At 58.3% G+C, this 24,568-nt stretch carries 25 protein-coding genes; 16 read left to right on the top strand and 9 right to left on the bottom strand.

Features of this window, described 5'->3' with window-relative positions; genetic code table 11:
• Window positions 1–252: 252 nt before the first annotated feature.
• The 3 genes from NE547_RS15210 to NE547_RS15200 form a co-directional block, all read right to left on the bottom strand.
• Complete coding sequence (locus NE547_RS15210; RefSeq protein WP_195608279.1) at window positions 253–471, bottom strand: DUF6471 domain-containing protein; 219 nt, start codon at window positions 469–471, stop codon at window positions 253–255.
• A gap of 421 nt (window positions 472–892) precedes the next feature.
• Complete coding sequence (locus NE547_RS15205; protein ID WP_256176333.1) at window positions 893–2,251, bottom strand: phage/plasmid primase, P4 family; 1,359 nt, start codon at window positions 2,249–2,251, stop codon at window positions 893–895.
• Window positions 2,248–2,841 (bottom strand): CHC2 zinc finger domain-containing protein, encoded by a 594-nt coding sequence (locus tag NE547_RS15200; protein WP_256176332.1) that lies wholly within the window; start codon window positions 2,839–2,841, stop codon window positions 2,248–2,250. The genes NE547_RS15205 and NE547_RS15200 overlap by 4 nt, the downstream gene beginning before the upstream one ends.
• Before the next feature lie 179 nt (window positions 2,842–3,020).
• Between NE547_RS15200 and NE547_RS15195 the strand changes: the two genes are divergently transcribed.
• The 15 genes from NE547_RS15195 (at window position 3,021) to NE547_RS15125 (ending at window position 17,577) form a co-directional block, all read left to right on the top strand.
• The gene (locus tag NE547_RS15195) at window positions 3,021–4,142 is read left to right on the top strand and encodes a DUF6076 domain-containing protein (RefSeq protein ID WP_256176331.1); all 1,122 of its coding nucleotides are present in this window, start codon (window positions 3,021–3,023) and stop codon (window positions 4,140–4,142) included.
• Window positions 4,143–4,172: 30 nt separating this feature from the next.
• On the top strand, window positions 4,173–5,417 hold the full coding sequence (locus tag NE547_RS15190; RefSeq protein ID WP_256176330.1) for a hypothetical protein: 1,245 nt from the start codon (window positions 4,173–4,175) through the stop codon (window positions 5,415–5,417).
• 101 nt (window positions 5,418–5,518) lie between these two features.
• A complete protein-coding gene (locus NE547_RS15185; RefSeq protein WP_256176329.1) occupies window positions 5,519–6,097 on the top strand; it encodes a TetR family transcriptional regulator in 579 nt (192 codons plus the stop codon).
• A 116-nt stretch (window positions 6,098–6,213) separates the two neighbouring features.
• Window positions 6,214–6,828: a class I SAM-dependent methyltransferase gene (locus NE547_RS15180; protein WP_256176328.1), complete on the top strand. Its 615-nt coding sequence runs from the start codon at window positions 6,214–6,216 to the stop codon at window positions 6,826–6,828.
• A 3-nt stretch (window positions 6,829–6,831) separates the two neighbouring features.
• Window positions 6,832–7,620: a hypothetical protein gene (locus NE547_RS15175; protein ID WP_256176327.1), complete on the top strand. Its 789-nt coding sequence runs from the start codon at window positions 6,832–6,834 to the stop codon at window positions 7,618–7,620.
• A 1-nt stretch (window position 7,621) separates the two neighbouring features.
• Window positions 7,622–8,410: a class I SAM-dependent methyltransferase gene (locus NE547_RS15170; RefSeq protein ID WP_256176326.1), complete on the top strand. Its 789-nt coding sequence runs from the start codon at window positions 7,622–7,624 to the stop codon at window positions 8,408–8,410.
• 6 nt (window positions 8,411–8,416) lie between these two features.
• A complete protein-coding gene (locus NE547_RS15165; RefSeq protein ID WP_256176325.1) occupies window positions 8,417–9,034 on the top strand; it encodes a class I SAM-dependent methyltransferase in 618 nt (205 codons plus the stop codon).
• Window positions 9,035–9,037: 3 nt separating this feature from the next.
• Complete coding sequence (locus NE547_RS15160; RefSeq protein WP_256176324.1) at window positions 9,038–9,523, top strand: hypothetical protein; 486 nt, start codon at window positions 9,038–9,040, stop codon at window positions 9,521–9,523.
• 13 nt (window positions 9,524–9,536) lie between these two features.
• On the top strand, window positions 9,537–10,400 hold the full coding sequence (locus NE547_RS15155) for an MBL fold metallo-hydrolase (protein ID WP_256176323.1): 864 nt from the start codon (window positions 9,537–9,539) through the stop codon (window positions 10,398–10,400).
• 12 nt (window positions 10,401–10,412) lie between these two features.
• Entirely contained in the window at window positions 10,413–11,255 is an 843-nt protein-coding gene (locus tag NE547_RS15150; protein WP_256176322.1) for a class I SAM-dependent methyltransferase, read from the top strand.
• Window positions 11,252–12,184, top strand: a complete 933-nt coding sequence (locus NE547_RS15145) for an acyl-CoA thioester hydrolase/BAAT C-terminal domain-containing protein (RefSeq protein WP_256176321.1) — start codon at window positions 11,252–11,254, stop codon at window positions 12,182–12,184. The genes NE547_RS15150 and NE547_RS15145 overlap by 4 nt, the downstream gene beginning before the upstream one ends.
• Before the next feature lie 46 nt (window positions 12,185–12,230).
• Window positions 12,231–13,217 carry a helix-turn-helix domain-containing protein gene (locus tag NE547_RS15140; RefSeq protein ID WP_256176320.1) on the top strand — a complete coding sequence of 329 codons (987 nt, stop codon included), beginning with the start codon at window positions 12,231–12,233 and terminating at the stop codon, window positions 13,215–13,217.
• A 73-nt stretch (window positions 13,218–13,290) separates the two neighbouring features.
• Window positions 13,291–14,007, top strand: coding sequence for a hypothetical protein (locus NE547_RS15135; protein WP_256176319.1), 717 nt, complete (start codon window positions 13,291–13,293; stop codon window positions 14,005–14,007).
• Between the two features lie 69 nt (window positions 14,008–14,076).
• A complete protein-coding gene (locus NE547_RS15130) occupies window positions 14,077–15,846 on the top strand; it encodes an ABC transporter ATP-binding protein (protein WP_256176318.1) in 1,770 nt (589 codons plus the stop codon).
• A gap of 3 nt (window positions 15,847–15,849) precedes the next feature.
• Window positions 15,850–17,577, top strand: coding sequence for an ABC transporter ATP-binding protein (locus NE547_RS15125; protein WP_256176317.1), 1,728 nt, complete (start codon window positions 15,850–15,852; stop codon window positions 17,575–17,577).
• 163 nt (window positions 17,578–17,740) lie between these two features.
• Here the strand turns inward: NE547_RS15125 and rpmB are convergent, their stop codons facing one another.
• From rpmB to NE547_RS15100, 5 genes are all read right to left on the bottom strand, one after another.
• Complete coding sequence (gene rpmB / locus NE547_RS15120; RefSeq protein WP_033116638.1) at window positions 17,741–17,929, bottom strand: 50S ribosomal protein L28; 189 nt, start codon at window positions 17,927–17,929, stop codon at window positions 17,741–17,743.
• A 109-nt stretch (window positions 17,930–18,038) separates the two neighbouring features.
• Window positions 18,039–20,516, bottom strand: coding sequence for an ABC transporter permease (locus tag NE547_RS15115; protein ID WP_256176316.1), 2,478 nt, complete (start codon window positions 20,514–20,516; stop codon window positions 18,039–18,041).
• On the bottom strand, window positions 20,513–21,184 hold the full coding sequence (locus tag NE547_RS15110) for an ABC transporter ATP-binding protein (protein WP_186907185.1): 672 nt from the start codon (window positions 21,182–21,184) through the stop codon (window positions 20,513–20,515). Before NE547_RS15110 ends, NE547_RS15115 begins: the two co-directional genes overlap by 4 nt.
• 159 nt (window positions 21,185–21,343) lie before the next feature.
• Window positions 21,344–22,489, bottom strand: coding sequence for a HAMP domain-containing sensor histidine kinase (locus tag NE547_RS15105; RefSeq protein WP_256176315.1), 1,146 nt, complete (start codon window positions 22,487–22,489; stop codon window positions 21,344–21,346).
• Window positions 22,477–23,151 carry a response regulator transcription factor gene (locus NE547_RS15100; RefSeq protein WP_186907207.1) on the bottom strand — a complete coding sequence of 225 codons (675 nt, stop codon included), beginning with the start codon at window positions 23,149–23,151 and terminating at the stop codon, window positions 22,477–22,479. Before NE547_RS15100 ends, NE547_RS15105 begins: the two co-directional genes overlap by 13 nt.
• Window positions 23,152–23,299: 148 nt before the next feature.
• Here NE547_RS15100 and hprK point away from each other — a divergent pair, with 148 nt between their 5' ends.
• Window positions 23,300–24,256 (top strand): HPr(Ser) kinase/phosphatase, encoded by a 957-nt coding sequence (gene hprK, locus NE547_RS15095; RefSeq protein ID WP_186907187.1) that lies wholly within the window; start codon window positions 23,300–23,302, stop codon window positions 24,254–24,256.
• Between the two features lie 72 nt (window positions 24,257–24,328).
• Here hprK and NE547_RS15090 read toward each other — a convergent pair.
• Window positions 24,329–24,568 (bottom strand): hypothetical protein (locus tag NE547_RS15090; RefSeq protein ID WP_370866859.1); only part of this gene is annotated, 240 nt, incomplete at its 5' end.

Genomic DNA, 24,568 nt, shown 5'->3' with positions numbered 1-24,568 from the left:
AGTGAAATAGTTGTTCAGACTTTGCGGTGGAAATTGTCTGCGTCAGCAGATTGTTTCCGCTGCGAAGTGCGCTGGGATAGCTGCATAGGCGGCGCAAGGGAGACACTCCCTTGTACGGAACGAAGTGACGCAAACCAGCCCGGACACGCAACTGTCCGGGCGATTGGCTCCGCAGGACGCACATACTCCCGTCAGGAGAGTATAGAAGTGCGCCCTTAGCCCCGATGGGACTTTCGGGATATTCTCGGTTTGTCAGCTTTTCTTTCGCTGCCAGACGATTTCATATCCCAACGCATCGGCAAGCTGGACGGCTTCAACATAGCGCAGGGACTCCCGCTGGAGCTTGTTGGACAGGTTGGATACGCTGTCAGACCAGCCATGTTCGTCATGCAGCAGATCGACCACCTCCTGCATGGTCATTCCCTGACGGACGATGTACGACTTGATCTCGTTTCTCAGATTGGATTTCATCAATTTTTACCTCCATAATTTCGTGTAGTGTGGTTTCGTATCGGTGATGCCGGTGTACTTGTCAGTGAAAAAACTGCCATGCCACAAATCCGCTCAGATTTCTGCCTATGATGCCCTATACGTAGCAGCACCCTATCAGCTTCATCGTTCTGGGCGAGGTCATGCGGAACGGTGGGATATACCACATCCCGGTGCAGCGGCTTCACACTTTGGTGAATCACCGGACGGTGCATTGTGTTTGGCTTACAGTGAAAATTTTCATGGATTTCACAAGGATTGATTATAATGTGCCGTTTTTGGCATCCCACCGGCACTCTGTACATAGCAGAATTACGGTATTTTGCTGTGTACATACGTACCGGCGGTGCAGGGCAGGCAGCATTTCGCGGCATGGGCAGACTTGTTCACGATTGGGTGCGCGTCAGCTTTCCGGTACATACGTACATAGCGATTTGCCCCAATTCTCAGATATACGGGGACTGATCAGCGGCTCAATGCCCAGATACCCCCACACTCTGCGCCCGGTGGCGTTCGTGACGGTATTCGTATGCTCCAGATTGTACGTTTTCAGATTCCGCATCAGAAAATCGCTGAACGAGCGCTGCCGGATGGGCGTCAGCCCATTCTCATCACACCAGATTCCGTAAATGGCATACAGCTCCTTGGAGGTGACAGACATATCCGCCTTCAGCCGGATATAGCCGGAGGACTCCATAAAGTCGATGGCATTGTTGGCGTCACGCTTGACGTACTCCCGATTGTTCAGCGTTCGGGGGCTTTCCGTGAATCGGAAGCTGTTTGCCGCAAGCCGCTGCAAGCCCTCAAACGCCCAGAGAAAAATGCCCTCGACCTCTTGCTTCATCTTCTCGGCAATGTCAGGATCGTCCACACGATCAGCAGGCTTCTCTTTTGTGGTCAGGATCAGTTGACGGCGGTAAAAACCGTTGCTGCGGTCGTAGAGAGATTGCAAATCGCCGTTGGAGAACGCCAGCAGGCGGGCGTACATCCACCCCTGATAGCTCTGGACGCTTTTGCGTTCCAGATCCATCTTGCCCTGTGCGGTAACGATGGATTTGACATAGTTGGTCTGCTTCAGCGCCTCCATTTTCATATCGTCATCCACAAGAAGATGAATGTGTTCCAGATCGGCGCGGGCAAACCGGTTGTCGGAGATTTTTGCGATGCTGCCGTCCTTCATATTGCAGCCAAACAGCCGCGCCAGCACGGGACCGATCTGCGATTTTCCTTCGCCGCCCTCGCCCTTGAGGATCATCATGCGCTGCCCCTTGGTGCTGGGAACGAGGCAATAGCCGATGTATTCCTGAAAGGTGGGAATGTCCTCCGGGTAAAGTAGGTCGGAGAGAAAACGCAGCCAGACAACCGGCTCCTCCGCCTGCGGATTGTAAGCAATGGGAAACCGGCTGCGCACGATCTCAGGCCGTCCCGCAAGAAAGCTGCCGTCGATGCGAAGCGTCCCGTTCTGCACATGAATCTCATCCGGCTTCGGCGGGAAGCTCCCTGCATGAGCCGCCAGCTTCATGATCTCCACGATATTGGAAATGGTGCGCGGAATGTTCTTTGCAGCACAGCACTCCAGCTCGGCATAGATTTTCTCTTTCAGCAGCAGCGGGTCTGTCAGCCGTCCATCCGGTGTGAAAAATGCGTTATCCGCATAGATGAGCTTGTTCTTTGACAAAAACTCCCGGCAAAAAGCCGCCTCATTGACATCCTTGCCATCGAACCATGCTGGAAAATTCAGTCCTTCATATTTTTTGCTCACGCAGCATCCCTCCCATTGATTTTTTCCTTGAGTTTGTCCAGCCGACCATCTGTAAGCAGATAACTAACCACTTCGGCACGTTCATAGGAATCACCTGCGCACAGAATATCCAAGTAGTATTCTGTCTGGTCGAGTTTGTGACAGGCTTCCACGAACCGCTTATCCGGTGCTTCTGCTGGTGATTGCGGCGCATACCACGCTTTCCATCTCCGCAGGACACGGGCGTAATCGGATAGAATAGAAAAGCACAGCCGCTCGTTTTCTCTGAGCTGCTGTGCTTCTGTTTGGATGCACTTTGCGTGGAGCGCCGCTGCGCTGGGCGGCTTGTCCGGGGTGAGGTGAAAGTCAGCTGCCAGCTTCTGCGCTGCATCATACAGCGAGAGCCGGAACAGCTTGCTTACAAAATCAATCACATCGCCGTGTTCTCCGCAGGCGAAGCAATAATAGTGGTCGTCTGCCACATACAGGCTGGGATGCCGGTCGTTATGAAACGGGCAGAGCGCCATGCCGTGGTAGTTGACCTCCACGCCGTACCGCTCTGCTGCCTCCCGGCAGCTTACGCCATATTTGACGTTCTGAAAACAATTCATGCGTTATCCTCCGTAAAATAGATTTGAGCGGCGGCTTTCGCACCTCTCTGTCTGCTTTATGTTCGGATTCGTAAAAAACAGGCGGATGGCATGACAAGTTCATTTCAAAAAACATGACAGGTCTTTTCATGTTCATATTTGCATGGTATAATTAAAAAAACGTGACAGGAGGAAACGCGATGGCTGCACCGATCATTGACCACAATCTGCTGACGCTGGACTACTGGCAGGACAGCGTGACCTACGAGGGCAAAACCGTACCTGGCGGCACCATTGGCTGTGAAGCTCTGAACATCCCGGATACGCTGAGGGAAAAGCTGGCACAGGCAAGTATCCCCTTGCAGAAGATCGTCGCGGCAATCAAAGAGAACAATCTGACTGCCGAGTTGCTTCATCCTGCCAAGGGCAGTGTTCTGCATATGATACAGCTTGCGAAGGATACACCGCCGTTTTCCCGTGCCGACGCTGCTTATTACAACGGGCGTGTGGAGCATATCTTCTCGGAGGAAGGGATTCAGAATACCCTTGCCTATGTGCAGGCTGCCGCCGTGGTTGGGCTGCTGGCCACCTTCAACGAACAGTTCAGGCAGGGCGTTGGCATAACGAAGATCATCACCCTTGCGGAGGAGCTTCCCGCCACTATTCGCAACTACAAAAGCGGTATGACGGCGTTTGCAGACGAGCTGCATAAGGGGAAGCGGACTCCGGACGGCTATGCGCAGGTGTTTGGCAGGATATTCTCCGGACAGCCGAAGCTATCGCTGGACGATAAGTCATGGCAGGCATTTTCCAACACAACAATTCAATATGTATCTGCCGTCCGCTCCGCGCAAGACGCGCCGCAGCTCATGCGCCGGATGCACTATATGTCTTTCGTGTCTATGTTCCGCTCCGATCTGTACGAGGGTCTATGCGTCGGACACGCGCCGAGGAAATGCGCGGTCTGTGGGAAATGGTTTCTGACCACTGACGCAAGATACGCCAAATACTGCGACGGTCTGGCTCCCGGAGACAAGCGCGGGCGTACCTGCCGTCAAGTCGGGAATCTCCGTGGCCGGGAGCAGCGGGAGCTTGCCGCAGATCATCCCATCAAGAAAATCTATACGAAGCGGTTCAACACGATCACACAGTATCTTGGGCGCGGCACGCTGGACGAGCAGACCGCCGCCGCAATGAAAGCACTGGCAAAAAGCAAGCTGGAAAAGGCCCTGCAAGACAGCGGCTATGCGCAGGGCGGCTATGCCGCCGAGATGGAGCAGGCGGCTCTGATGGCGGAAGCGAAAGAAACGATGGAGCGGTAATGGAACGCCATAGCGGTGGGAGGTGCAGGCATGGAGGATAACCGTGACAAACTGATACCGGCACAGCTTGCGGGCTGGACATGGGATTTGACCGCCTATGCGGCAAAAGTGCCGTTCTATAATGCCGACGATCTGACCATGCGCGAAGTCCGGAACGTCTTTCAGCTTGACCCGGAACCGCCGCAAATGGAGCTGAACGACTACATACGCGAAGCTGTCCGTCACAAAGACCTTGCATACTTTTCCTTCTTCCTGCACCACTTTGAAAAGCGTCTGAACAGCGTGATTTACCGGTTTCTTACCCGCAATGGCATTGACCGCTACGACCCGGCGCGGTTTCTGGACTACAAGCTGGAAGTTCTGCAAATGCTGCTGTACTGCCTGCCGAAGTTCGAACCGGCGCAGGAGACGGAGTTTCTGAAATATGCAAAACATTATATCCAAAACGGGCTGCTGTTCTGCCGTATGATGGACGAAGCCGGTTCCTTTGCCAGTCTTGCGGAGTACCAACGTGTGCGTCAGATCGGTGCGATCTATAACAATTCAGGCAAGAGACGCACAGAGGTCGTTTCCGAGTTTGCCGCCCAAAGCAGATACAAGGACGAAAGCGTATCCGCGGACGAGCTGCTGACCATTGCCCAGCGCAACCGCAGCATTGTTTCCCTCTACCGCACGGAGCAGGACGAGGACGGCGAAGAAACCGGCGAGGATGTGACGCGCGACGATAGCTGGAACTACGCCGAAATCCTCTGGAACGGAATACAGGCAAAGGCGGTCACGGCAGCATTTGAGCAGCTTTCCTACAAAGAGCAATGGTATCTGGAAAAGCGGAACGCCATCTGCATGACCTGCGGGCGTGTCAGCCCCTTGTCCACGCAGTCCACCTTTGAAGATTTAGCGGTGGATTTTGAAGGAACGACAGCCAGCGGTGCGGAGCGGTTTTACCGGCGCACATTAGACAAACTGCGGCTGAAGCTGCTGGAAAGCGGTGTGATCCATACCGTGACACTGAAACAAACCGATATGCGAAAGACGAACAAAAAAATAGCCGCCGCTGTCTACCTGTATCAGGCAGACAACGACGGCGAATGGGGCGAAATTCGGTTCGATTTTGAAAACAGCACGGCGAAGATCGTAAAGCTGGCGGATTGGGACACGGTAAAATCCAACATCTTTGCAAATACGGCGATACGGTTTGTTCAGAGATTGCCGAAGGCGAGATTGCTGAAATCCGTGGTTGTACCGTTTGAGATGGAAAGGCTGGATCTGATTTGATCATGATGGAAAGCAAAACGACGCCGTTGACAACATCTTCGGATCGTGCTACAATTTGACTGAAATGATAAATGTGGTCATAAATCCAAGGAGCGTGCGCAGTGGCTTTTACAGACGAGCAGAATGAACAAATCCGCAATGACCTGATCCGAGCAGCCCGACGCTGCGGCATTACCATCGGGATGCGGAAAACCTCTGTAGAGCAGCTGACGGAGGCCGTTGGGATTTCCAAGGGGTCATTTTACAAATTCTTTGAATCCAAGGAGCTGCTGTTTTTCGCTGTACTGGAGGACATCCATACCGAGTGCTTCGCGGTAGCGCAGAAGTCCTTGCAGGAGAACGCAACCCTGCTTCCTGCCGACCGCGCGGCAGCGGCGATCCTGGCTGCCTGCCGTTGGCTCTCCAAGACAAAAGCTTTTGTGTTCATCGAAAATGACGCAGATTTTCTTCTGCACCGGCTGCCGGAGGAAGTGAAAACCGCCCACTACCACGATGACGAGACACACATCCGTACCCTGCTGGAGATGGGCGGCTTGCAGCCCAAGGGCGGTATGGCGCTGGCTGCCGCCACAGTGCGGGGCTTGATTTTAACCGTCTCCCATCAGGAGCAGATTGGGGCGCTTTACCCGCAGGTGCTGGAAACGCTGGTGCGGGGCGCCTGCCGGGAGCTATTTGCATAAGCGGAAAAGCCGCAGTGATGCGGCTTTTCAAAAGGGATACAGTTAGCTTGCTCTAACTCACTTGCGTCATCTGTGTGAGTTAGAGGAGTTTAACATCTCGTTGTGAGGGCGAAATCATGAGAAACAGTCAAAATTTCTGGGATAAAAACGCCGGGCGGTACGACCGCTTCATGCGAAAGGACGCCGCAGCTTATGAGCAGATGTACGAGCTGCTGCGCCCCGTGGTGCGGCACAAAACCGTGCTGGAGCTGGCCACAGGCACGGGAGTGATCGCCAAAAACATTGTAAACAGTGCCGCTCATATTGAGGCCACAGACGCTTCGCCGGAGATGATCGCAGAAGCGAAGCGGGACAACCGATCCGCCAAGCTGCATTTCTCCGTGCAGGATATGTTCCACCTGCCTTATGCCGACGAAAGCTTTGACGTGGTCATCGTGGCCAATGCGCTGCATATCGTGCCGGAGCCAGAGAAGGCTCTCTCCGAAATTCGCCGGGTGCTGAAAGACGACGGCGTGTTGGTTGCGCCGACCTTTACCCACGCAGATAACGCTTTTTTTGGAAAGGTCAAAGCATTTTTCATGAAGCTGGCGGGCTTTCCGCTGCACAGCAAATGGACGAGTGCAGATTACCTTTCGTTCCTGCGGGAAAACGGCTGGACGATGCGGAAAAGCACCGTGCTGAAAGCCTCGTTCCCGCTGACCTACGCAGAGTGCGTGAAATCGGAGGGGTGAGCCATGCAGATATTGGAATACGGGCAGGCGCAGGAGCGGACGCTGCTGTTTTTCCCCTGCACGGCAGAGCCAGTGTGGGCCTTTGCCGACACGGTCGCACAGCTATCTCAAAGCTGGCGCGTTTTTCAGGTAGTGTATGACGGCCATCAGCCGGAGTACCCCGGGGACTTCACCTCCGTGGAGCAGACTGTGGATGCGGTGATTTCTTACTTGAAAAGCTGCGGCATCTCACAACTGGACGGAGCCTATGGCTGTTCCATGGGCGGAGCCTGTCTGACCCGTATGCTGGCATTGGGAGAAATGCCCATCGGCCGAGCCATCATTGACGGCGGGATCACACCCTATCAGCTGCCCTTCTTGGTGCGAAAGCTGCTGCTGGCGCGGGATGTGTTGTCTTTCAAAATGGCGGCAAACAGCCGAAAGGTACTGGAAGCGGCTTTTCCGCCGGGACGGTTTACCCCAGCAGGGCATGATCCTAAAAAGGAATACGACGCTATGGAAGCCTATCTCAAGACCTTCTCCGACCGGACAATTCGCAATATATTCTGGTCTGCCAACAACTATGCGCTTCCGAAGCTCCCAGCGAAAGTTGGCACAAAGATCACCTACTGGTACGGTGACGACGAAAAGAAGGATCGCAGGCGGGATATCCGGTTCATCAAGGGGTATTTCCCCCAGACGCGTATTCACGGCATCCCCAAGATGGCCCATGCGGAGCTGGTGATGGTGCATCCGGAGAAATTTTGCCGGTATGCGGAAAAATTTCTGATTTTGCAAGCGGAGGAAGTATGACATGAAAGAAAAAATCAAGCTCTCCGGCGTGCCGGAGACCATGCTGCAAACCGTTTATGCAAGGGCGAAAGAGAGTCGGGGCCGCGGCACCATTCACGATGCAAAAGCGGAGGAAATCACCCGGAAGCTGGACTACGATTTTTCCCTTGCCGACAAGGATACTGCCATGCACAGCGGCGTTATTGCCCGCACCATTGTGCTGGATAAGCTGACAAAATCGTGGCTTGCAAAGCACCCCGGTGCGGTGGTCGTCAATATTGCCTGCGGGCTGGACACCCGGTGCTATCGGATGTCGGGTTACGCACATTGGTATAACCTCGATCTGCCGGAGACGATGGCGGTGCGGGAGAAGCTCCTGCCGGAAAGCGGTTCGATTTCGCAAATCGCTATGTCCGCCATGGACGATTGGGGAGGCGAAATCGGCGAGCAGAATGTGCCGGTGCTGATCGTCATTGAGGGGCTGACCATGTACCTGAACACAAAAGATGTACAGCGGATTTTTGCAGTGATTTCCAGCCGTTTTAAGAAAGCCACGGTATTTGCGGAAACGATGAATCCGATGATCGTGAGGCACTTCAAGGAAAAATCCATCGAGGGCAGCCATGCAAAATTCACCTGGGGCGTGAAGAACGGTTCGGCTCTTGCGGCGCTGCTGCCGGATTTTCAATTTATGGAAGAACACAGTCTGACGGAGGGTATGGCGGTATTTACGCCAATTTACAAGCTGCTGGACAGGCTGCCCGCCGTGCGGAATATTTCCAACAAGATCATCGTTCTGGAAAAGGAGTGACGGAGGATGTCGTTTTTTGAAAACACCCGGAAGCCTACCGGCTTTGGCGGGAAAGTCATGGTCGCCATGATGAACGTTGGGCACAGCGCCGTGGCCCGGTGGGGGCTTCAATTTTTGGAGCTTGCGCCGGATACCAAAGTGCTGGACTGCGGCTGCGGCGGCGGTGCGAACATGAAAAGACTGCTGAAAAAATGCCCGCAGGGGATCGTCAAGGGCATCGACTATTCGCCCGTCAGCGTGGAGAAGACGAAAAAGGTCAACGAGACCGCCATCGCGGAGGGGCGCTGTGCCGTCCTGCAAGGCAGTGTGGCGGATATGATCTTCGCAGATGACTGGTTTGATGCGGTCACGGCCTTTGAAACGGTCTACTTCTGGCCTGATCTGCCGCAGTGCTTTCGGGAGGTCTGCCGGGTACTGAAGCCCGACGGGACCTTCCTCATCTGCAACGAGAGCAGTGGCGACACGGACAAGGATGAGAAGTGGACGGAGATCATCGGCGGTATGACCATATACAGCGGCGATGAGCTAAAAACGTTTCTGGAAAACGCTGGATTCTGCAATGTTCAAATCCATAAAAACAAAATGGGCTGGCTCTGCGTGACAGGACAGAAGCGGGAGGAATAAGGAATGCTGCTGCAAACGATTCTGGAAGGACTGGGGCTGGGGGCGCTGCTGGTCTTGGTGTGCGCTGTCGGCATCCGAAAGGGCGCTGTCGGCATGGTGCATCTGTATGGCGAAAAGGTGCAGGAGCGATGCATCGCACTGGGGCTGACCACAAGGGAGAAGATCAAACGGAACGCGCTGCGCTTCAAGGCAATCTGCATTCCAATCTACCTTTTTTATGTGCTTCTTTGCGTGTATGCCATCAACGGTGCGCAGACATTTTGGGGCGGCTTCTGGCAGTGCTTTGTAATCCTGTCTGTGATGAATCTCATCGACCGGCTTGGCATCGACGGCTATTGGGTCGGACACACCAAGGCGTGGGTAATACCGGGGACAGAGGATCTGATGCCGTACATCTCGAAATCAGACAAGCAGAAGAAATGGCTGTTCGGAACACTGGGAATGGCCGTGATTTCCCTGCTCCTTGCGGGACTCGGGCTGCTGCTGTAAGGAGGAAATACCGATGTCAAAGAAAGCGACCGAATTTCAGAAAAGAGAAATGAGCAAGATGTACCGCGGCAAGCAAATATTCAAGCCGCTGAATACCGGCTGGGTGGATGAGCGCGTGGCCTGCGTGCGGGAGTGGGTGGCGAACATTTTCTTCTACCGCAAGGGCAACACCACCATCATGATTGATGCCGGGTACAACTACGACCGGCTGGCAGAAAAAATGGACTGGCTGGGCATCGACCCGCAGTCCATCCGGCACATCCTCATCACTCATCAGGACACCGACCACGTGGGCGCGGTGGAGGCAGACAGCCCCGGTTTGTTCCGGAGCGCAAAGCTCTATATCGGCGAGATTGAAAACCGGTATCTCAGCGGCGAGGTGCGGCGAAAAGTCATATATCATCTCTATAAATTGCCGCAGGTCGCAATTAACAACGAAAAGGTGCTGCTGCATGACGGCGAGACTTTCGAGATTGACGGCATCAAAATTGAGTGCTTTCTCGTGCCCGGCCATACATGGGGGCATATGGTCTATCTCATTGACGACAAATATCTCTTCACCGGCGACACTCTCTGGTTCGGCGCGGACGGCGGCTACAGCTTCATTTCCTCTCTGGCAGAAAGCAACAAACTGGCGGTAAAGTCGCTGGCGGCGCTGGAGCAGAAGCTGCAAAGCCGTGGATTACACCCGCTGTTCCTCACCGGCCACACCGGCTGGACGGACAACTTCGAGTTCGCCTTTGCCCATAAGGACAAGCTTTGCTCACCGTTCCAAAAGCGGGTTCCCGACCCCACCGCGCCTTACGACGCCTACGATGAATCAGACGATACGGAGGAAGTGGCGAGGGCCGGGTATCTTCAGGCTGTTGGGCGATAAAGGAGGATGACTGTGCGCTATAAAATTGAAAAGAACACGGTGCAGGAGACGCTGATCATTCCGCTGTACGCACGGAAAATGTGCTCCGAGCTGTACCCCAGTTTGTACCGAGATGAGGCGGCGCGGCGGCTGGTAAACGCGGTCGACTATGATTTTTCCGCCTTGGAGAAAAAATCCCGCAATTCGATGCAGCGCTTCGGCTTTCTTGAGGTCGCCATGCGGCAGAACGACCTTGCCTTCGAGGTGCGGGAGTATCTGAAAAGTCATCCCAATGCGGCGGTGGTGAATCTCGGCTGCGGGTTGGACAGCACAGGTCGGGCTTGCGATAACGGTAAGTGCAAGCTCTACAATCTGGACTTTCCGGACGTCATTGCTGTGCGCAACGAGCTGCTCCCTGCCAGGGAGCGGGAGGAAAATATCCCCTGCGACCTCAACGATACATCGTGGTTTGAGAGAATCGACGCCTCCGGCGGCGCGGTCTTCTTTGCGGCGGGAGTGTTCTACTATTTCCTAAAGGAGCAGGTAAAAACACTGGTACGTGCTATGGCAGACGCTTTTCCGGGCGCTGTGCTGGTGTTCGATGCCGCCAATGAGAAGGCAGTCAAGCTGATGCTGAAAACATGGCTGAAGGATGCCGAGATTAAGGATGTGGGCGCATACTTTGCCGTTTCGGACGCGAAAAGCGAGATCGGCGCGTGGGACAGCAGTTTGCGGGTCTCCAGCCGGGGCTATATGCTGGGCTACAACGATCTGAAAGGCCCGTCAGTCAGCGGCTTTTTCCGCTTCCTTGCCCGGGTCGGCGATGGGATGATGAGAATGCAGATCGTAAAAATCAAATTTAGAGGGAAACAATGAAGCACCTGCACTTTGATGTGGAGACCGCCGGCTTTTACGGCGCGTACTGGGCGTGCGCCGGCGGGTCGGACTGCGCGGTGATTGCGATGATCGGGGATGACCCGGAGGATCGGCTTGCCCGCTCGGCGGCGAAATGGCTCTGCGGGCGGGGCGTAAACGTGCTCACAATGTCGCCTGCGAAAAAGGATTACGGCCATCACAATTATCCGCTGGAGCGCATAGAGGCGGCAATTTCGTGGCTGAAAGCCAACGGCAATCAAAAAATCGGCATTGCCGGTGCATCCACCACCGGAACGCTGGCGCTGACGGCAGCGGCCATGTTCCCGGATATCACCCTGACCATTGCCATGACGCCCAGCGATTTTGTGTGGCAGGGCTTTATGCAGGGTAAAAGGGACGGCTGCAAGGAGTGGCCGGTCGAGGGCGAGTCGCTGTTCTCATACCGGGGCAAGCCGCTGCCCTATATGCCCTTTTGCTATCAGCACCCTGACTACTGGCACTGTATCGCCGCCGAGAGCAAACGCACCGGTGACATGGTCAACTCCCGCAAGTTGTTTGACGATTCCGAGGCGGCGCACCCCATCCGGCCGGAGGAGTTTATTCCCATCGAAAACATCCGGGAAAAGCTGCTGCTGATCGGTGCGGAGGACGATGTGCTGTGGGACACGGCTAAATACATCCGCCGGATGGAAAAGCGCTTTGCGGAAAAGCCCCATGCATGCGAAGTTGAGACGGCGGTCTACGCCCACGGCACCCACTTTGTTTTCCCGGAGGGAATGCTGAAGATCATGCTGCCTGTGGGAGCAGGCCTCTTCGTCCGTCTGGCATTTCAGGCAGCAAAGCAGTTTCCGGAAGCGTGCAGACAGACACGCCAGGATATTGACCGCCGCGTGAGCGCAGCCATCCACACATGGACGAGCACGGAGTAAACGCCGGCATCGGCACAGGCGCATGGCATTCCATTGGAGAAAGGCGGTGTTGACCATCGTTCACATTACTTACCATGACGAAACCAATATCGGTTCCTGCCCGATCGGTCAGACAGGCGGCTTTGAAAACGCCGACGGAAACGGAGAAATTCACTGTTTTCGGATCTTTGACGGCGTGAGCGTGATGCTGATGCAGATGGAAATGGGATCGTATACGGAGATCCGCACACAGGTCGGCGTGCTGGAAGTCAACTTCTGCATCAACGGACGCTTCGAAACCAGCTTTTCCATGCGCAGTCATGTTCTGCTGAAACCGGGAGACATGGCGATCAGCTGCTACGATGGGCTGCACGGGACAAAGTCGGAGTCATACTTTCCGCTTGGCTATTACGAGGGCCTTTGTCTCGAAATCGACCCCGCAGCCGCAGGACACTGGATACGCCTGAATGCTCCGGCATTTCCCATAGACTTTACCGCGCTCAAGCAGAATCTTCTGGGCAGCAAATGGTATATGGTCGGCCCCGCCGGTCCGCGCTGCGAGCATGTATTCCGTGAGCTTTGTGAAAGCGTCTCCTACGCAGAGCGCGGCTTTTTGCAGCTGAAGGTTCTGGAGCTGATGCTGCTGCTGGGCCGCATTCCGCAGGAACGTGCTGCGGATCCGTATTGCTCTGCCGAGCAGACGGCGCTGGCACACCATCTCCGGGATCATCTGCTGACGAACCGGGAGGGATATGTGTCTCTTGCCCAAGTGGCAGCGGAGCATGAGATGTCGGTGTCCCACCTGCAAAAGCTGTTTAAGCAGGTCTATGGTGTGCCAGTTTACCGCTATATCAAAGAATATCGTCTGGAGCAAGCAGCGGTGGAGCTGGTTCGCAGCAGGAAGCCTATTACAGAGATCGCCCAGCACGCAGGATATGACAACGCCAGCAAATTTTCGGAGAGCTTTAAAAAGCGGTACGGGAAGACACCGTCCCGCTATCGCGCTGATAAAGCGAATGCAGTAAAACGGAGCATAGAAACCAAAACGGAGTAGTTTGAAAACGCGAATCATGTTAGAATACGCGGTGGTTAGAGGACGCTAACCAAGAAGTTTCAGGAGGTACTGTATGAAAAAGAAATTTGCTGCTTTTGTGCTTTGCGTGATCTGCCTGCTGTCGGCTGCCGGCTGCGGCCAGACGAAAACAGATGAACAGACGCCGCCGGCGGCTGACCAGAGCACGACGACCGACGATTATCTGACCACCATCAGCGGCACGTATGTGGAGCTGTTCCCGGAGCTGTCAAAATCCGAGTATCGGAATATCTGGATCGATGCCACCACGCCGCTGGCAGGCGCGGAGAACGCGGAGACTGCCACGGATATGCTGCTGGGAATGTGCATGGCGGAGCCTTACGGCCCGGAGGCGGCGGAAAAATACGCGGCAGACCCGGACAGCATGGCGTTTAACTGCTATTTTCTGGGCGGCGTGGGCAAATTCGTGATGGACGGTCACACGATCACCGGTCTGGACACGCAGGGACAGGAGGTTTTCTCCCACACCTACAAGCTGCTGGACGAGGAAAACGAAAACGGCTTTATCTTCTATCAGAGCGAGGATGAAGATTCCGGCGAGTTTACCTATTTTGCGTTCTCGCCCGACACCATGGAAACCACCTATCATCTGGAATTCCGTTATGCAGAGGATCTAAGTGATCTGCAAAGCTGGTTCGAGGGCAATTACGCCTACTGGAACGCAGCAGCCATCGCGGAGAACTATGATCAGGCGACCATGGAAAATGTCATTGAGCTGTTCGTCACAGAAAATCTGTCGAATGCAGAATAATTGCTCTTTGCGCACCCGTTTGGATCAAGCGGGTGCGCATACCGTTTTTCAAATGAGGATGTGATTTAATTGAAAAAACAGTCTGATCTTTCCCGGCTGATGGGTTACGCCGGGAACCGCCGATATTTCACCTACGCTTCGTGGGTGTTGTCCGGGGCCAGTGCGCTGGTGGCGCTGGTGCCTTTTGTGTACATCTGGAAGATCCTGCGGGATGTGCTGGACGCAGCGCCAAACTATGTGCAGGCGGTGAACATCCCCCATTACGGCTGGATGGCAGTGTTATTCGCGGTGCTGTCTTACCTTATTTACGTTGCGGCGCTGATGTGCTCCCATCTGTCGGCGTTCCGGGTGGCGACGAATCTGCGGCTGGCAGTGTCGGAGCATCTGGCAGTGCTGCCGCTGGGCTTTGCCGAGAAATTCGGCAGCGGCAAGCTGCGCAAGATCATCCACGAGAGCACCGGAGCCGCCGAGACCTATCTTGCCCACCAGCTGCCCGACCAGTACAACGCCATCGCCACCCCGGTGGGGCTGCTGGTGCTGCTGTTGGCGTTCGACTGGAGGTTGGGGCTGCTGAGCCTTGCGCCGGTGGTGCTGGCTTTCCTCATTATGGCGACCATGACCGGCAAGCGGATGGTCGAAAAAATGCGGCAGTACGGCAACGCCTTGGAGGCCATGTCCAACGAGGCAGTGGAATACGTCCGGGGCATTCCGGTGGTCAAGACCTTCGGGCAGAGTGTGTTTTCCTTCAAAAAGTTCAAGGCCACCATTGATGAGTACGAAAAGTGGGTCATCTCCTACACCAAAGACCTGCGCCTGCCCATGATGTTCTACACCGCCGCCGTCAACGGCGTGTTCGCCTTTCTGATTGCGGGCGGACTGCTGTTCACGACACACGGCGTGACACCGGAATTTCTGCTGAACCTGCTGTTCTATATCATCATCACGCCGGTGATCTCCCTGACGCTGACGAAGATCATGTACATGAGCGAAAACAAGATGGTGGTGGCCGATGCCCTGCAGCGGATCGATTCCGTGCTGGATGCAGCGCCTGTGCCGGTGAGCAGCAAGCCCCAGCACCCGCAGGACGGCTCCGTGACGCTGCGGGATGTGCATTTCAGCTATGACGGCAAGACGGATGTTATCAGGGGCGTTTCCATGGACATCCAGCCGGGACAGACTGTGGCTTTTGTAGGTCCCTCCGGCGGCGGAAAATCCACGCTGGCAAACCTTGTCTGCCGGTTCTTTGATGCGCAGAGCGGCAGCGTCCGGGTGGGCGGAGCGGATGTGCGGGATATCCCCAAGGAAGAGCTGATGGATACCATCTCCTTTGTGTTCCAGAACAGCCGCCTGCTCAAGGGCAGCATTCTGGATAACGTCCGTCTGGGCAGACCGCAGGCCACCGAAGCCGAGGTGCTGGCGGCGATCAAGGCCGCCCAGTGCATGGATATTATAGAAAAGTTCCCGGCGGGCATCCATACCGTCATTGGCACCAAGGGCGTGTATCTTTCCGGCGGCGAGCAGCAGCGCATCGCCATTGCCCGTGCTATGCTGAAAAATGCGCCCATCCTGATTCTGGATGAGGCCACCGCTTTTGCCGACCCAGACAATGAAGCCAAGGTGCAGGCAGCCTTTGCCCGGCTTGCCAAGGGCAAAACCGTGCTGATGATCGCACACCGCCTGTCTACCGTAGCCAACGCCGACTGCATCTATGTGGTGCAGGATGGGCAAATTGCAGAATCCGGCACAAAGGACGAACTGTGCGCGCAGAACGGCCTGTTTGCCCGGATGTGGCAGGATTATCAGGCCTCGGTGCAGTGGAAGGTCGCAAAGGAGGGGTAAAAGATGATCGGAAAAATTCAACACGCCACAGCCAGCTCCCCGGAGGGCGCAAAAGGGCTTGTAAAGGGCGTTCTGGCCTGTGCGTTCCAAAACATGGCATTCATGTTGCCCACCGGGCTGCTGTATCTCTTGGTAAAAGACATGCTTGCAGGCTCCACGAGCGGGAGAAAAGGTTTTTATCTGCTGGGGTGTGCGGCCTGCTTTGCGCTGATCCTGCTGACCACATGGTTCCAGTACAATGGCACCTATTTTACGACCTATAAAGAGAGCGGCACCCGCCGCCTGACCCTTGCGGAACGACTGCGCAAGCTGCCCCTGTACTTTTTCGGCAAGCGGGACCTTGCCGACCTGACCAGCACCATCATGGCAGACTGCGAGGTGTTGGAAAAGGACTGCTCCCACTTCATCCCCGGTCTATTCGGTTCCCTCATCTCCACGGTGCTCATTGCTCTGAGCCTGTTCGCCTTTGACGGACGGATGGCTCTGGCAGCATTGTGGGTCATCCCGGTATCCGTTGCCATCGTGGTGGGCAGCTACCGGGTGCAGGACAAGGTGCAGGCCAAGACCATGGCGGCGAAAATGGCCTGTGCGGACGGCATTCAGGAGTACATCGAGACTCTCCGGGACCTGAAAGCCAGCAATGCGGAGCAGCGTTATCTGTCCGGTCTTTCCGGCAAAATTCGGGCTGTGGAAAAGCAGTCCATCGCAGCAGAACTGGAAACAGCGCTGTTTGTGTCCTCTGCGAGCATGGTGCTCAAGCTGGGCATTGCATCGGTGGCACTCACCGGCTCGGTGCTGCTGGTGCAGGGCAGTATCGATGTGCTGACCCTGTTTCTGTTCCTGATGGCGGCTTCCCGGATGTATGACCCTATGCAGGGCGCGTTGCAGAATCTGGCGGCGGTCATTGCCATGCGCACCAATGTGGGGCGGATGATCGAGATTCTGGACGCTCCCCTGCAGACCGGCAGCGAGCAGCTGACCAATCAGGGCTGCGATATCGTGTTCGACCATGTGGGCTTTGCCTACAACTCCGGCGAAACGGTGCTGCGGGATGTCTCCTTTACCGCAAAGCAGGGCGAGGTCACGGCACTGGTGGGTCCCTCCGGCGGCGGCAAGACTACCGTTTCCCGGCTGGCGGCACGGTTCTGGGACTACCAGAAGGGCAGCATTACCGTGGGCGGCATGGAGGTTTCCCGAATCGACCCGGAAAGGCTCATGAGCCTGTATTCCATCGTGTTTCAGGATGTGACGCTGTTTGACAACACGATACTGGAAAATATCCGTCTGGGGCGCAAAGGTGCCACCGACGAGGAGGTCCTTGCGGCGGCAAAGCTGGCAAACTGCGAGGAATTTGCCGAAAAGCTGCCAGACAAGTGGAACACGAACATCGGCGAGAATGGCTGCGCCCTTTCCGGCGGCGAGCGTCAGCGCATTTCCATTGCCCGCGCCTTCCTGAAGGATGCGCCCATCATTCTGCTGGACGAGGCCACCGCCAGTCTGGACGTGGAGAACGAAACTGCCATTCAGGAGGCACTTTCCCGGCTCATAAAACACAAAACTGTCCTTATCATCGCCCACCGGATGCGCACCGTAGCCGGGGCGGACAAAATCGTGGTGCTGTCCGACGGCGTGGTGGCCGAACAGGGCGCACCCGATGCACTTTATGCCCGGAACGGCCAGTACACCCACATGGTGGATCTGCAGACCGAAAGCCAGAGCTGGACCATCTGACCCAATTCAAAACAGCCCCCGGCACAACAAAAAAGGACATCTATTCAAAAGAATAGGTGTCCTTTTTAGCACCCGAATCCGTCAGCTAACAGTCATGTTTAAATTACTTCCTTATCACTGCTAAGCCAACGGTTCTGGGGATTTGTGCCTGATGTCGTGCCTATTACACAGCGCGGGTGACCTTACCCGAACGGAGGCATCTGGTGCACACGTACACGTGCTTGGGCGTACCGTTTACAATCGCCTTGACGCGCTTCACGTTGGGCTTCCAGGGACGGTTGGAGCGGCGGTGGGAGTGGGAGACCTGGATACCGAACACAACGCCCTTATCGCAAAATTCACATTTGGCCATTCGCTTATACCTCCTCGCTTTAAGGGATAGCTTTATAAAGCATCGAATGATATATTAGCAGAATCAGGCGGAAAATGCAAGAGGAAATTTGAAAAAAACGCCCCTTTTCTCATTCCGCGCCTGCAATGGCGGTCACAGGGTCCATTCGCCCCACGCTGCGCAGGGGCGCGCAGGTGGCCAGCAGGCAGGCGAGCAGAGACGCTGCGGCGGCCTGAAGCACGGGGACGGCGGGGAAGGGGACCCATTGCAGCGTATCGGTGACGGCGGCCTGTACCAGGACGGTGCACCCGTAGCCTGCGGCAGCGCCCAGTACGGCTGCGGCGGCGCCGTAATAGACCCCCTCCCACAGAAAGGTGCGGTACAGGTCCCCGGTGCTCATGCCGATGGCGCGCTGTACGCCGATCTCGCTCAGGCGGGTATGGATGTTGGTGAATACGGTGTTGACGATGTTGAGTACGCCGATGGCGCCGATGAACAGGATCAGGCCCCAGCAGAGCAGGGAGATTTGAGCATAGCTCTCCGCCAACTGCCGGTCGGTGTTCTCATAGGAGAGCCAGTAGCCGCCGCTGCCGGCGCACAGCGCGTCCAGCCGCGTCTCCAGCGCGGCGCGGTCGGTCCCCTCGGACAGGGTGAGATAGAGCTCGTTGTATCCGCTCAGACCGGTGAGCCGGTCAAAGAGCCCGTCTGAGACGATGACCTGCACGCCGTTGAGAAATCCCTCTCCCTCCGGGGTGATCCGGGCGGGGCTGATGCCGGCCACCGTCAGAGCGACGCCGGAAACCGTAAGGCGCATCCCTGCCTCTACCTGGGTGCCTGGATAAGTCTCGCCGTCGAAGGAAAACGGGATCGGCCCTGCGGCCAGACAGGAGCGGCCCGCCAGCAGCTCCTCCAGAGTGGCGGGGGAGAGCCCGTCGGCCAGTTTGCACAGCCGCTTGTCGTCCAGCCCGACCAGATGAAGCACCTCGCCGCTCTGAAGGAGCAGGTCGGTATCCAACTCCAGCGCGCCGGACGCATCCTGCTGGTAGACCTTGTGCTTGAGGGTGGACAAGCCGGATACCGCCGGGTCGTCCGCCAGGGCCTCCACGTCGGCGGGCGAAAAGCCCGCGTCCAGATTGGATACGGCATAGTCGCCCAGATGCATCTGCTCCACGCGGCGGGAGGCGTCCAGCAGTCCGCTGAAGTTCTGCAGGGCCACGAAGACGGTAATGCTCATCACCAGGGAGCAGATCGTGATGGCGGTGCGTCCGGGGCTGCGCTTCAGATTCATCCGGGCATAGAACGCGGGAAAGGAGCGGATGGGACGCAGCCGGCGGCCGTGCCGGCGGATGCGCAGTGCCGGACCGGCCATGGCGGCGGTGGGGGAGACCCGCGCGGCGTACCGTGCGGCAGGCAGGGCGGCCAGGGCGGCGAAGAGCAGCGTGATCCCCCCGCTGAGGAGCAGGGACGGCAGCCTGACGGCGCTGTTCTGCTGGATGAGTGCGGCCAGTTCTTCCCGGCTGCCCGCCAGGAGCACGTCGGGGGAGAAGAGCGCGGTGACCGCCAGCGTGATGCCCTTGGCGCAGAGAAGTCCCAGGACCGCCCCCGCCGGGATGCCCGCGCCACACAGCAGCAGCTGCAGCCCGACCAGCGCGTAAAGCTGTCCCCGCCCGGCCCCCAGAGCGCGCAGGGTGCCGTAGCAGCGGATGCGCTTGGTGACGGCGATCTTCAGAATATTAAAGATGACCAGCCCGGCCGCCAGCAGCACCAGAGCGGCCACCAGAACTCCGGCGGCGGCCAGATAGGGGAAACCCGCCCCGCCGGCGTCCGAAGCGCCTTTTCCCCGGTAGGAGACGCCCAAAGCGTCCAGCAGGGTGTCGTTATACTGGATGCAGGCCTGCGGAAGATCGAATTGCCCGGCCAGATCGTCCACCGTCTCCTGGAGACGTTCCGGCTCCCGAAGCCGCAGGTCCAGACTGTATACCTGATAGCGCTCCGGCAGCAGCTCTGCCGCCGAACCGGGACCTGCCGCGCCTGCTACGGAACGGCTGACATAGCCCACATAACTGCTCTCAAAGATGCCGGTCAGGGTGAATTCCGCCGTGTAGGAATGGCTGGGCGCGGCGTCCTGGATGCGGGAAATCTGCAGGGGAAGGACGAGGGTGCCGCCCGGGCCGCCGGAGTAGCCCAGCAGTGTCAGCACATCCCGGGGCAGGGCGATCTCGCCCGCCGCCCGGGGCAGCGCGCCTTCCGCCAGCTTCAGGCTGGCGCTGTAGGCGCTCAGGGCGCCGCCGTCATACTCCCGCAGCAGCAGCGTCAAACTGCTGTTCTCCAGCCTGCAGGTGCCCAGCGCCGTTATCCGCCCGGCAAACGCCACCCGTTCGTCGGCGGAGATGGCCTGCGCCTGCTCCGCCGTCAGGTTGTGCAGGGTGACATGCCGGTTCCCGTTGAGCGAGGCCGCCTGCTGCAGGCGCAGGGCGTTCAGGGTGCCCAGCGACTGGCCGATGGCGGCGGTCATGGTGGTGGAAAGGATCACGGCCAGCAGAATGAGGACCGAAGTCACCCGCTGCGCCCGCAGCTCCCTCCAGGCCAGGGCGGCGCAGCCTCTCATACCTCCACCTCCCGCAGCGTCCCGTCGCACATCTCCAGCCTGCGGCAGGCCAGCGCGGCCACCCGGCTGTCATGGGTGATGACCACCACGGTCTTGTTCAGACGGGCGTTCACGTCGCGCAAAAGCTCCATGACCTCCCGGCCGCTGTTGCTGTCCAGGTTGCCCGTGGGCTCGTCGGCAAAGAGCACCTCCGGGTCGGCGCACAGGGCCCGGGCGATGGCCACCCGCTGCTGCTGCCCGCCGGAGAGCTCATGGGGCAGATGCTCCAGCCGGTCGGCGATGCCCAGCGGACCGGCCAGCTCCTCCAGCCGGTTGGAGTCTGGCCTGCGCCGGTCCAGAAGCAGGGGCAGCAGGATGTTTTCCCGGGCGGTGAGCACCGGCAGCAGATTGAACTGCTGAAAGATAAAGCCCACCCGCCGCCGCCGCAGAGCGGACAGGGCCCGGTCGTCCAGCTGCCCCAGATCGGCCCCGTCGTAGCGCACACAGCCCGAGGTTGGCTGATCCAGGGCGCTGAGCAGATGGAGCAGGGTGCTTTTTCCGCTGCCTGAGGGCCCCATGACGGATAGAAATTCTCCCTGCCGGATGCGCAGGCTGACCCGATCCAGCGCAGTCACCTGTCCGGCGCCGCAGCCGTAGCGCTTGGACAATTCGGTTGCTTCGATCAGCATAAAAACAATCCCCCGATCGTATTGATCCTGTGCTCCCGCCCGCGGCAGGACACGTTTCGCGGCGCGGACGCACAGCGCCGCCGCGCCGCAAAACGAAAAGGCGCGTTTGCGGAAGCGGCCGGTATAAGGGGAGTGTAAGGGATAAATCTCAAAAAAACATCAAGAAGCGGAAATTTGGAAGCAGGCCTGCGCCACCGCCCCGCCGCCGGCATTCTCCAGCGTCAGGGCGCCTCCGTGCTTTTCACACAGCATGCGGCACAGGTAAAGCCCCATGCCGAAGTGTCCGTCGCAGCCCTCCGTCCCCCGCAGGAAGGGGGCGCCCGCCCGCTCCAGCACAGGGGGCGGGAAGCCCGGGCCGTCGTCGGCCACCGTCAGCGCCAGCAGACCGTTTTCAAGGGTAAGGGAGACGCGCACCGCCCTGCGGGCATACCGCAGGGCGTTGGCGCACAGGTTCTCGGCCGCCTCCTGGAACAGCGCCCGGTCCAGCGTCAGGACCGCCGGCAGGGGAGCGGCGGTAAAGGAGAGCGCTTTTCCGGCTCCCTGTGCCAGAAGAGTCAGCGCATGCTGCAGGGCGGCGGCAAAACAGGCCGCCTCCACCGGGGCGGGAGCGCAGGTCAGGTCCTCCAGCCGCTGGGCCCGGGTCATGGCCTCCACATAGCCCTCTACCCGACGGGCGTACTGCCCCATCAGCGCCACGGCGGGTTTGGCGCTCTCCGCCGTCAGGCTGCCCTGCTCCAGTCCTTGCTCCAGCAGCCGGGCACAGCCCTTGAGCACCGTCACCGGGTTGCGCAGGTCGTGGGCGAACGCGGCGTTGAGCCGCTGGCGGTCCTCGGCCTGCCGCCACAGCCGCCGGTTGCTCTCCAGCAGGGCGCGGCGCATCGCTTCAAAGGCGGAGCACAGCCGTCCCAACTCGTCGGCGGAGGCGGTGTGCAGCGCAAAGTCCAGATCCCCCGCCATGATCCCCTCCGTCCCGGCCTGGAGCCGCTCCAGCGGCTTTTTCAGCTTCCAGCGGTAGAAGAGCCCGCCCGCCAGCAGCAGGCTGCCCGCCAGCACCACTGCGGGCAAAACGATCTGGAGCACCCCCAGCAGGTTGGCCAGGGCCGCCCGGTCCCGGGAGACCTCCGGAAGCTGGAGGACGGCGGGCTGCTCTCCCATCTGAAGTACCACGCCGCTGGGGGCGGCCGCCTGCTGCAGCGCGCCCAGCCCCAAGATCAGGGCGGCGCAGGCCGCGGCCGCCCCCGACAGACACCAGAGGGTGATCCAGAAGAGGGCGCGCTTGAGTCCCATGCCCTTCAGCCGTTCCATTTGTACCCCACCCCCCAGACCGTATGGATGTATTCGTGCTTGGTACAGCGCCCCAGCTTGGCGCGGATCTTGCGGATGTGCTCCATGACGGTATCGCTGCTGCCGTCGCCCTCCAGCCCCCACACCCGCTCGTAGATGCGCTCCCGGTCGAAGACCTGCCCATCGTGGAGGGAGAGCAGGGCCACGATGTCGAACTCCTTTTTGGACAGGGGCACCGTTGTGCCGCCCACCTCAGCCGTCCGGCTCTCATAGTCGATGGTCAGCGCTCCGAAGCAGCGCAGGGCGGGGCGCCGAGGCCCCCGGCGCTCCCGGCGCAGGTGGGCGGCCACCCGGGCGCCCAGCTCATCCAGGTCGAAGGGCTTGACAATGTAATCGTCGCCCCCGGCCTGAAAGCCCAGTACCTTGTCCGCCGTTTCGATCCGGGCGGTCAGAAAGAGAATGGGGCAGGATACGTGGGACCGGATTCGGCGGCAGACCTCCAGCCCGTCCACATCCGGCATGCTGATATCCAGCAGGATCAGGTCGGGCCTGCAGGAGAGCCGCTCCAGGGCCTCCCGCCCGCTGGAAGCGCAGACCACCCGGTAGCCGGCCGCTTCAAAATACTGCCGCATCAGCGCCGTGATGCCCGCCTCGTCATCCGCCAGTAAAAGCGTATCCGCCATATCGTCATCTCCCATCCGCAGGATACGGTGAAAATCTCAAGATTTTCTCAAGACCAGCATACCACGCCCCCGGTCTTTTTTCCATCCGCAGTTGCAAACCGGCCGTCAACGATGGTATACTACGGCTATAGAGAAGGAGGCGACGCCGATGGAGAGCCTTTACAGCGTAAAGCTGGGGAAACTGATCCAGGAATTCAATCTGGAGGTGCTGCGGGGCGCGGAAGGGTACGCGGAGCGGCCCATCCGCACGGAGGACGTGAACCGTCCCGGGCTCCAGCTCACCGGCTTTTTCGATTATTTTGATCCCAAGCGGCTTCAGGTCATCGGGCGGGTGGAGACCACCTATCTGTCCGGCCTGACGGAGGAGCAGCGGCGGGAGAGCTTTGAGCAGCTCCTGAGCCAGGAGATCCCCGCGCTCATCATTTCCCGGGGTATGGAGCCTTACCCGGAGTGTATGGAGATGGCGGAGAAGTACGACCGCACGATCCTGCGCAGCCAGGACACCACCTCGGTGTTTATGAGCAACGTCATCGCCGCGTTGAAAAACTACCTTTCGCCCCGGATCACCCGCCACGGCGTGCTGGTGGATGTGTACGGCGAGGGTGTGCTTCTGCTGGGCGAATCCGGCGTGGGCAAAAGCGAGACCGCCATCGAGCTGGTCAAGCGGGGACACCGCCTGATCGCGGACGACGCGGTGGAGATCAAACGCACCGCCGCCATGCGCCTGATGGGCAGCGCGCCGGAACTGATCCGGCACTATATCGAGCTGCGGGGCATCGGCGTCATCGACGTGCGCCGGCTGTTCGGTATGAGCGCCGTTAAGGACGAGGCGGAGATCGACATGGTCATCAATCTGGAGCAGTGGAAGGATGGGGCCATGTATGACCGCCTGGGCCTGGAGAACCTGTACACCACGATCCTGGACGTGCAGGTGCCCTCTCTGACGGTGCCGGTAAAGCCGGGGCGGAACCTGGCGGTCATCGTGGAGGTGGCGGCCATGAACAACCGCCACAAGAAGATGGGCTATAACGCCGCGCTGGAATTCACCAAGCAGATCAACGAGCATTTTGACCAAGCGATGAGCGCCCAGATGAAACAGGAATGAAGCAGAAGAACGCGCGCCCGGCCATCTGGCCGGGCGCGCATTGTTTTCCGCCGGCGGGCGGTGGGGAGAAGCTCAGTCCTGTTTGCCCTTGCACTTGCCGGTGACGCACAGCAGCAGCGCCGCGCCGATGACGTCGATGACGATGAACACGCCGTAGGGCAGCGTGTAGTCCCCGCCGGACTTGGCCAGCAGCACGGCCATGATGAGGAAGGCGAACTTCTGCAGCAGGGAGGCGATGGGAGAGACGAGGCTGTTGGCGGCGGTGAAGTCATACTTGCCGTACACGGAGATGACCATGGAGGGCATCAGGTT

Source organism: Flavonifractor sp. DFI.6.63, assembly GCF_024462255.1.
Lineage (GTDB): Bacteria > Bacillota > Clostridia > Oscillospirales > Oscillospiraceae > Lawsonibacter_A > Lawsonibacter_A hominis.
Note: the sequence above shows the minus strand (reverse complement) of the source record. Positions and strands in the feature narration are given on the sequence as shown.

Bases quoted from the DNA above. Each gene is read 5' to 3' on its own strand.
- NE547_RS15175 (WP_256176327.1), top strand. From the start codon at position 6,832: ATGCAGATATTGGAATACGGGCAGGCGCAGGAGCGGACGCTGCTGTTT.
- NE547_RS15110 (WP_186907185.1), bottom strand. From the start codon at position 21,184: ATGCTGATCGAAGCAACCGAATTGTCCAAGCGCTACGGCTGCGGCGCC.
- NE547_RS15180 (WP_256176328.1), top strand. From the start codon at position 6,214: ATGAGAAACAGTCAAAATTTCTGGGATAAAAACGCCGGGCGGTACGAC.
- hprK (WP_186907187.1), top strand. From the start codon at position 23,300: ATGGAGAGCCTTTACAGCGTAAAGCTGGGGAAACTGATCCAGGAATTC.
- NE547_RS15135 (WP_256176319.1), top strand. From the start codon at position 13,291: ATGAAAAAGAAATTTGCTGCTTTTGTGCTTTGCGTGATCTGCCTGCTG.
- NE547_RS15170 (WP_256176326.1), top strand. From the start codon at position 7,622: ATGAAAGAAAAAATCAAGCTCTCCGGCGTGCCGGAGACCATGCTGCAA.
- NE547_RS15165 (WP_256176325.1), top strand. From the start codon at position 8,417: ATGTCGTTTTTTGAAAACACCCGGAAGCCTACCGGCTTTGGCGGGAAA.
- NE547_RS15195 (WP_256176331.1), top strand. From the start codon at position 3,021: ATGGCTGCACCGATCATTGACCACAATCTGCTGACGCTGGACTACTGG.
- NE547_RS15145 (WP_256176321.1), top strand. From the start codon at position 11,252: ATGAAGCACCTGCACTTTGATGTGGAGACCGCCGGCTTTTACGGCGCG.
- NE547_RS15105 (WP_256176315.1), bottom strand. From the start codon at position 22,489: ATGGAACGGCTGAAGGGCATGGGACTCAAGCGCGCCCTCTTCTGGATC.
- NE547_RS15125 (WP_256176317.1), top strand. From the start codon at position 15,850: ATGATCGGAAAAATTCAACACGCCACAGCCAGCTCCCCGGAGGGCGCA.
- NE547_RS15160 (WP_256176324.1), top strand. From the start codon at position 9,038: ATGCTGCTGCAAACGATTCTGGAAGGACTGGGGCTGGGGGCGCTGCTG.
- NE547_RS15210 (WP_195608279.1), bottom strand. From the start codon at position 471: ATGAAATCCAATCTGAGAAACGAGATCAAGTCGTACATCGTCCGTCAG.
- NE547_RS15200 (WP_256176332.1), bottom strand. From the start codon at position 2,841: ATGAATTGTTTTCAGAACGTCAAATATGGCGTAAGCTGCCGGGAGGCA.
- NE547_RS15155 (WP_256176323.1), top strand. From the start codon at position 9,537: ATGTCAAAGAAAGCGACCGAATTTCAGAAAAGAGAAATGAGCAAGATG.
- rpmB (WP_033116638.1), bottom strand. From the start codon at position 17,929: ATGGCCAAATGTGAATTTTGCGATAAGGGCGTTGTGTTCGGTATCCAG.
- NE547_RS15190 (WP_256176330.1), top strand. From the start codon at position 4,173: ATGGAGGATAACCGTGACAAACTGATACCGGCACAGCTTGCGGGCTGG.
- NE547_RS15100 (WP_186907207.1), bottom strand. From the start codon at position 23,151: ATGGCGGATACGCTTTTACTGGCGGATGACGAGGCGGGCATCACGGCG.
- NE547_RS15115 (WP_256176316.1), bottom strand. From the start codon at position 20,516: ATGAGAGGCTGCGCCGCCCTGGCCTGGAGGGAGCTGCGGGCGCAGCGG.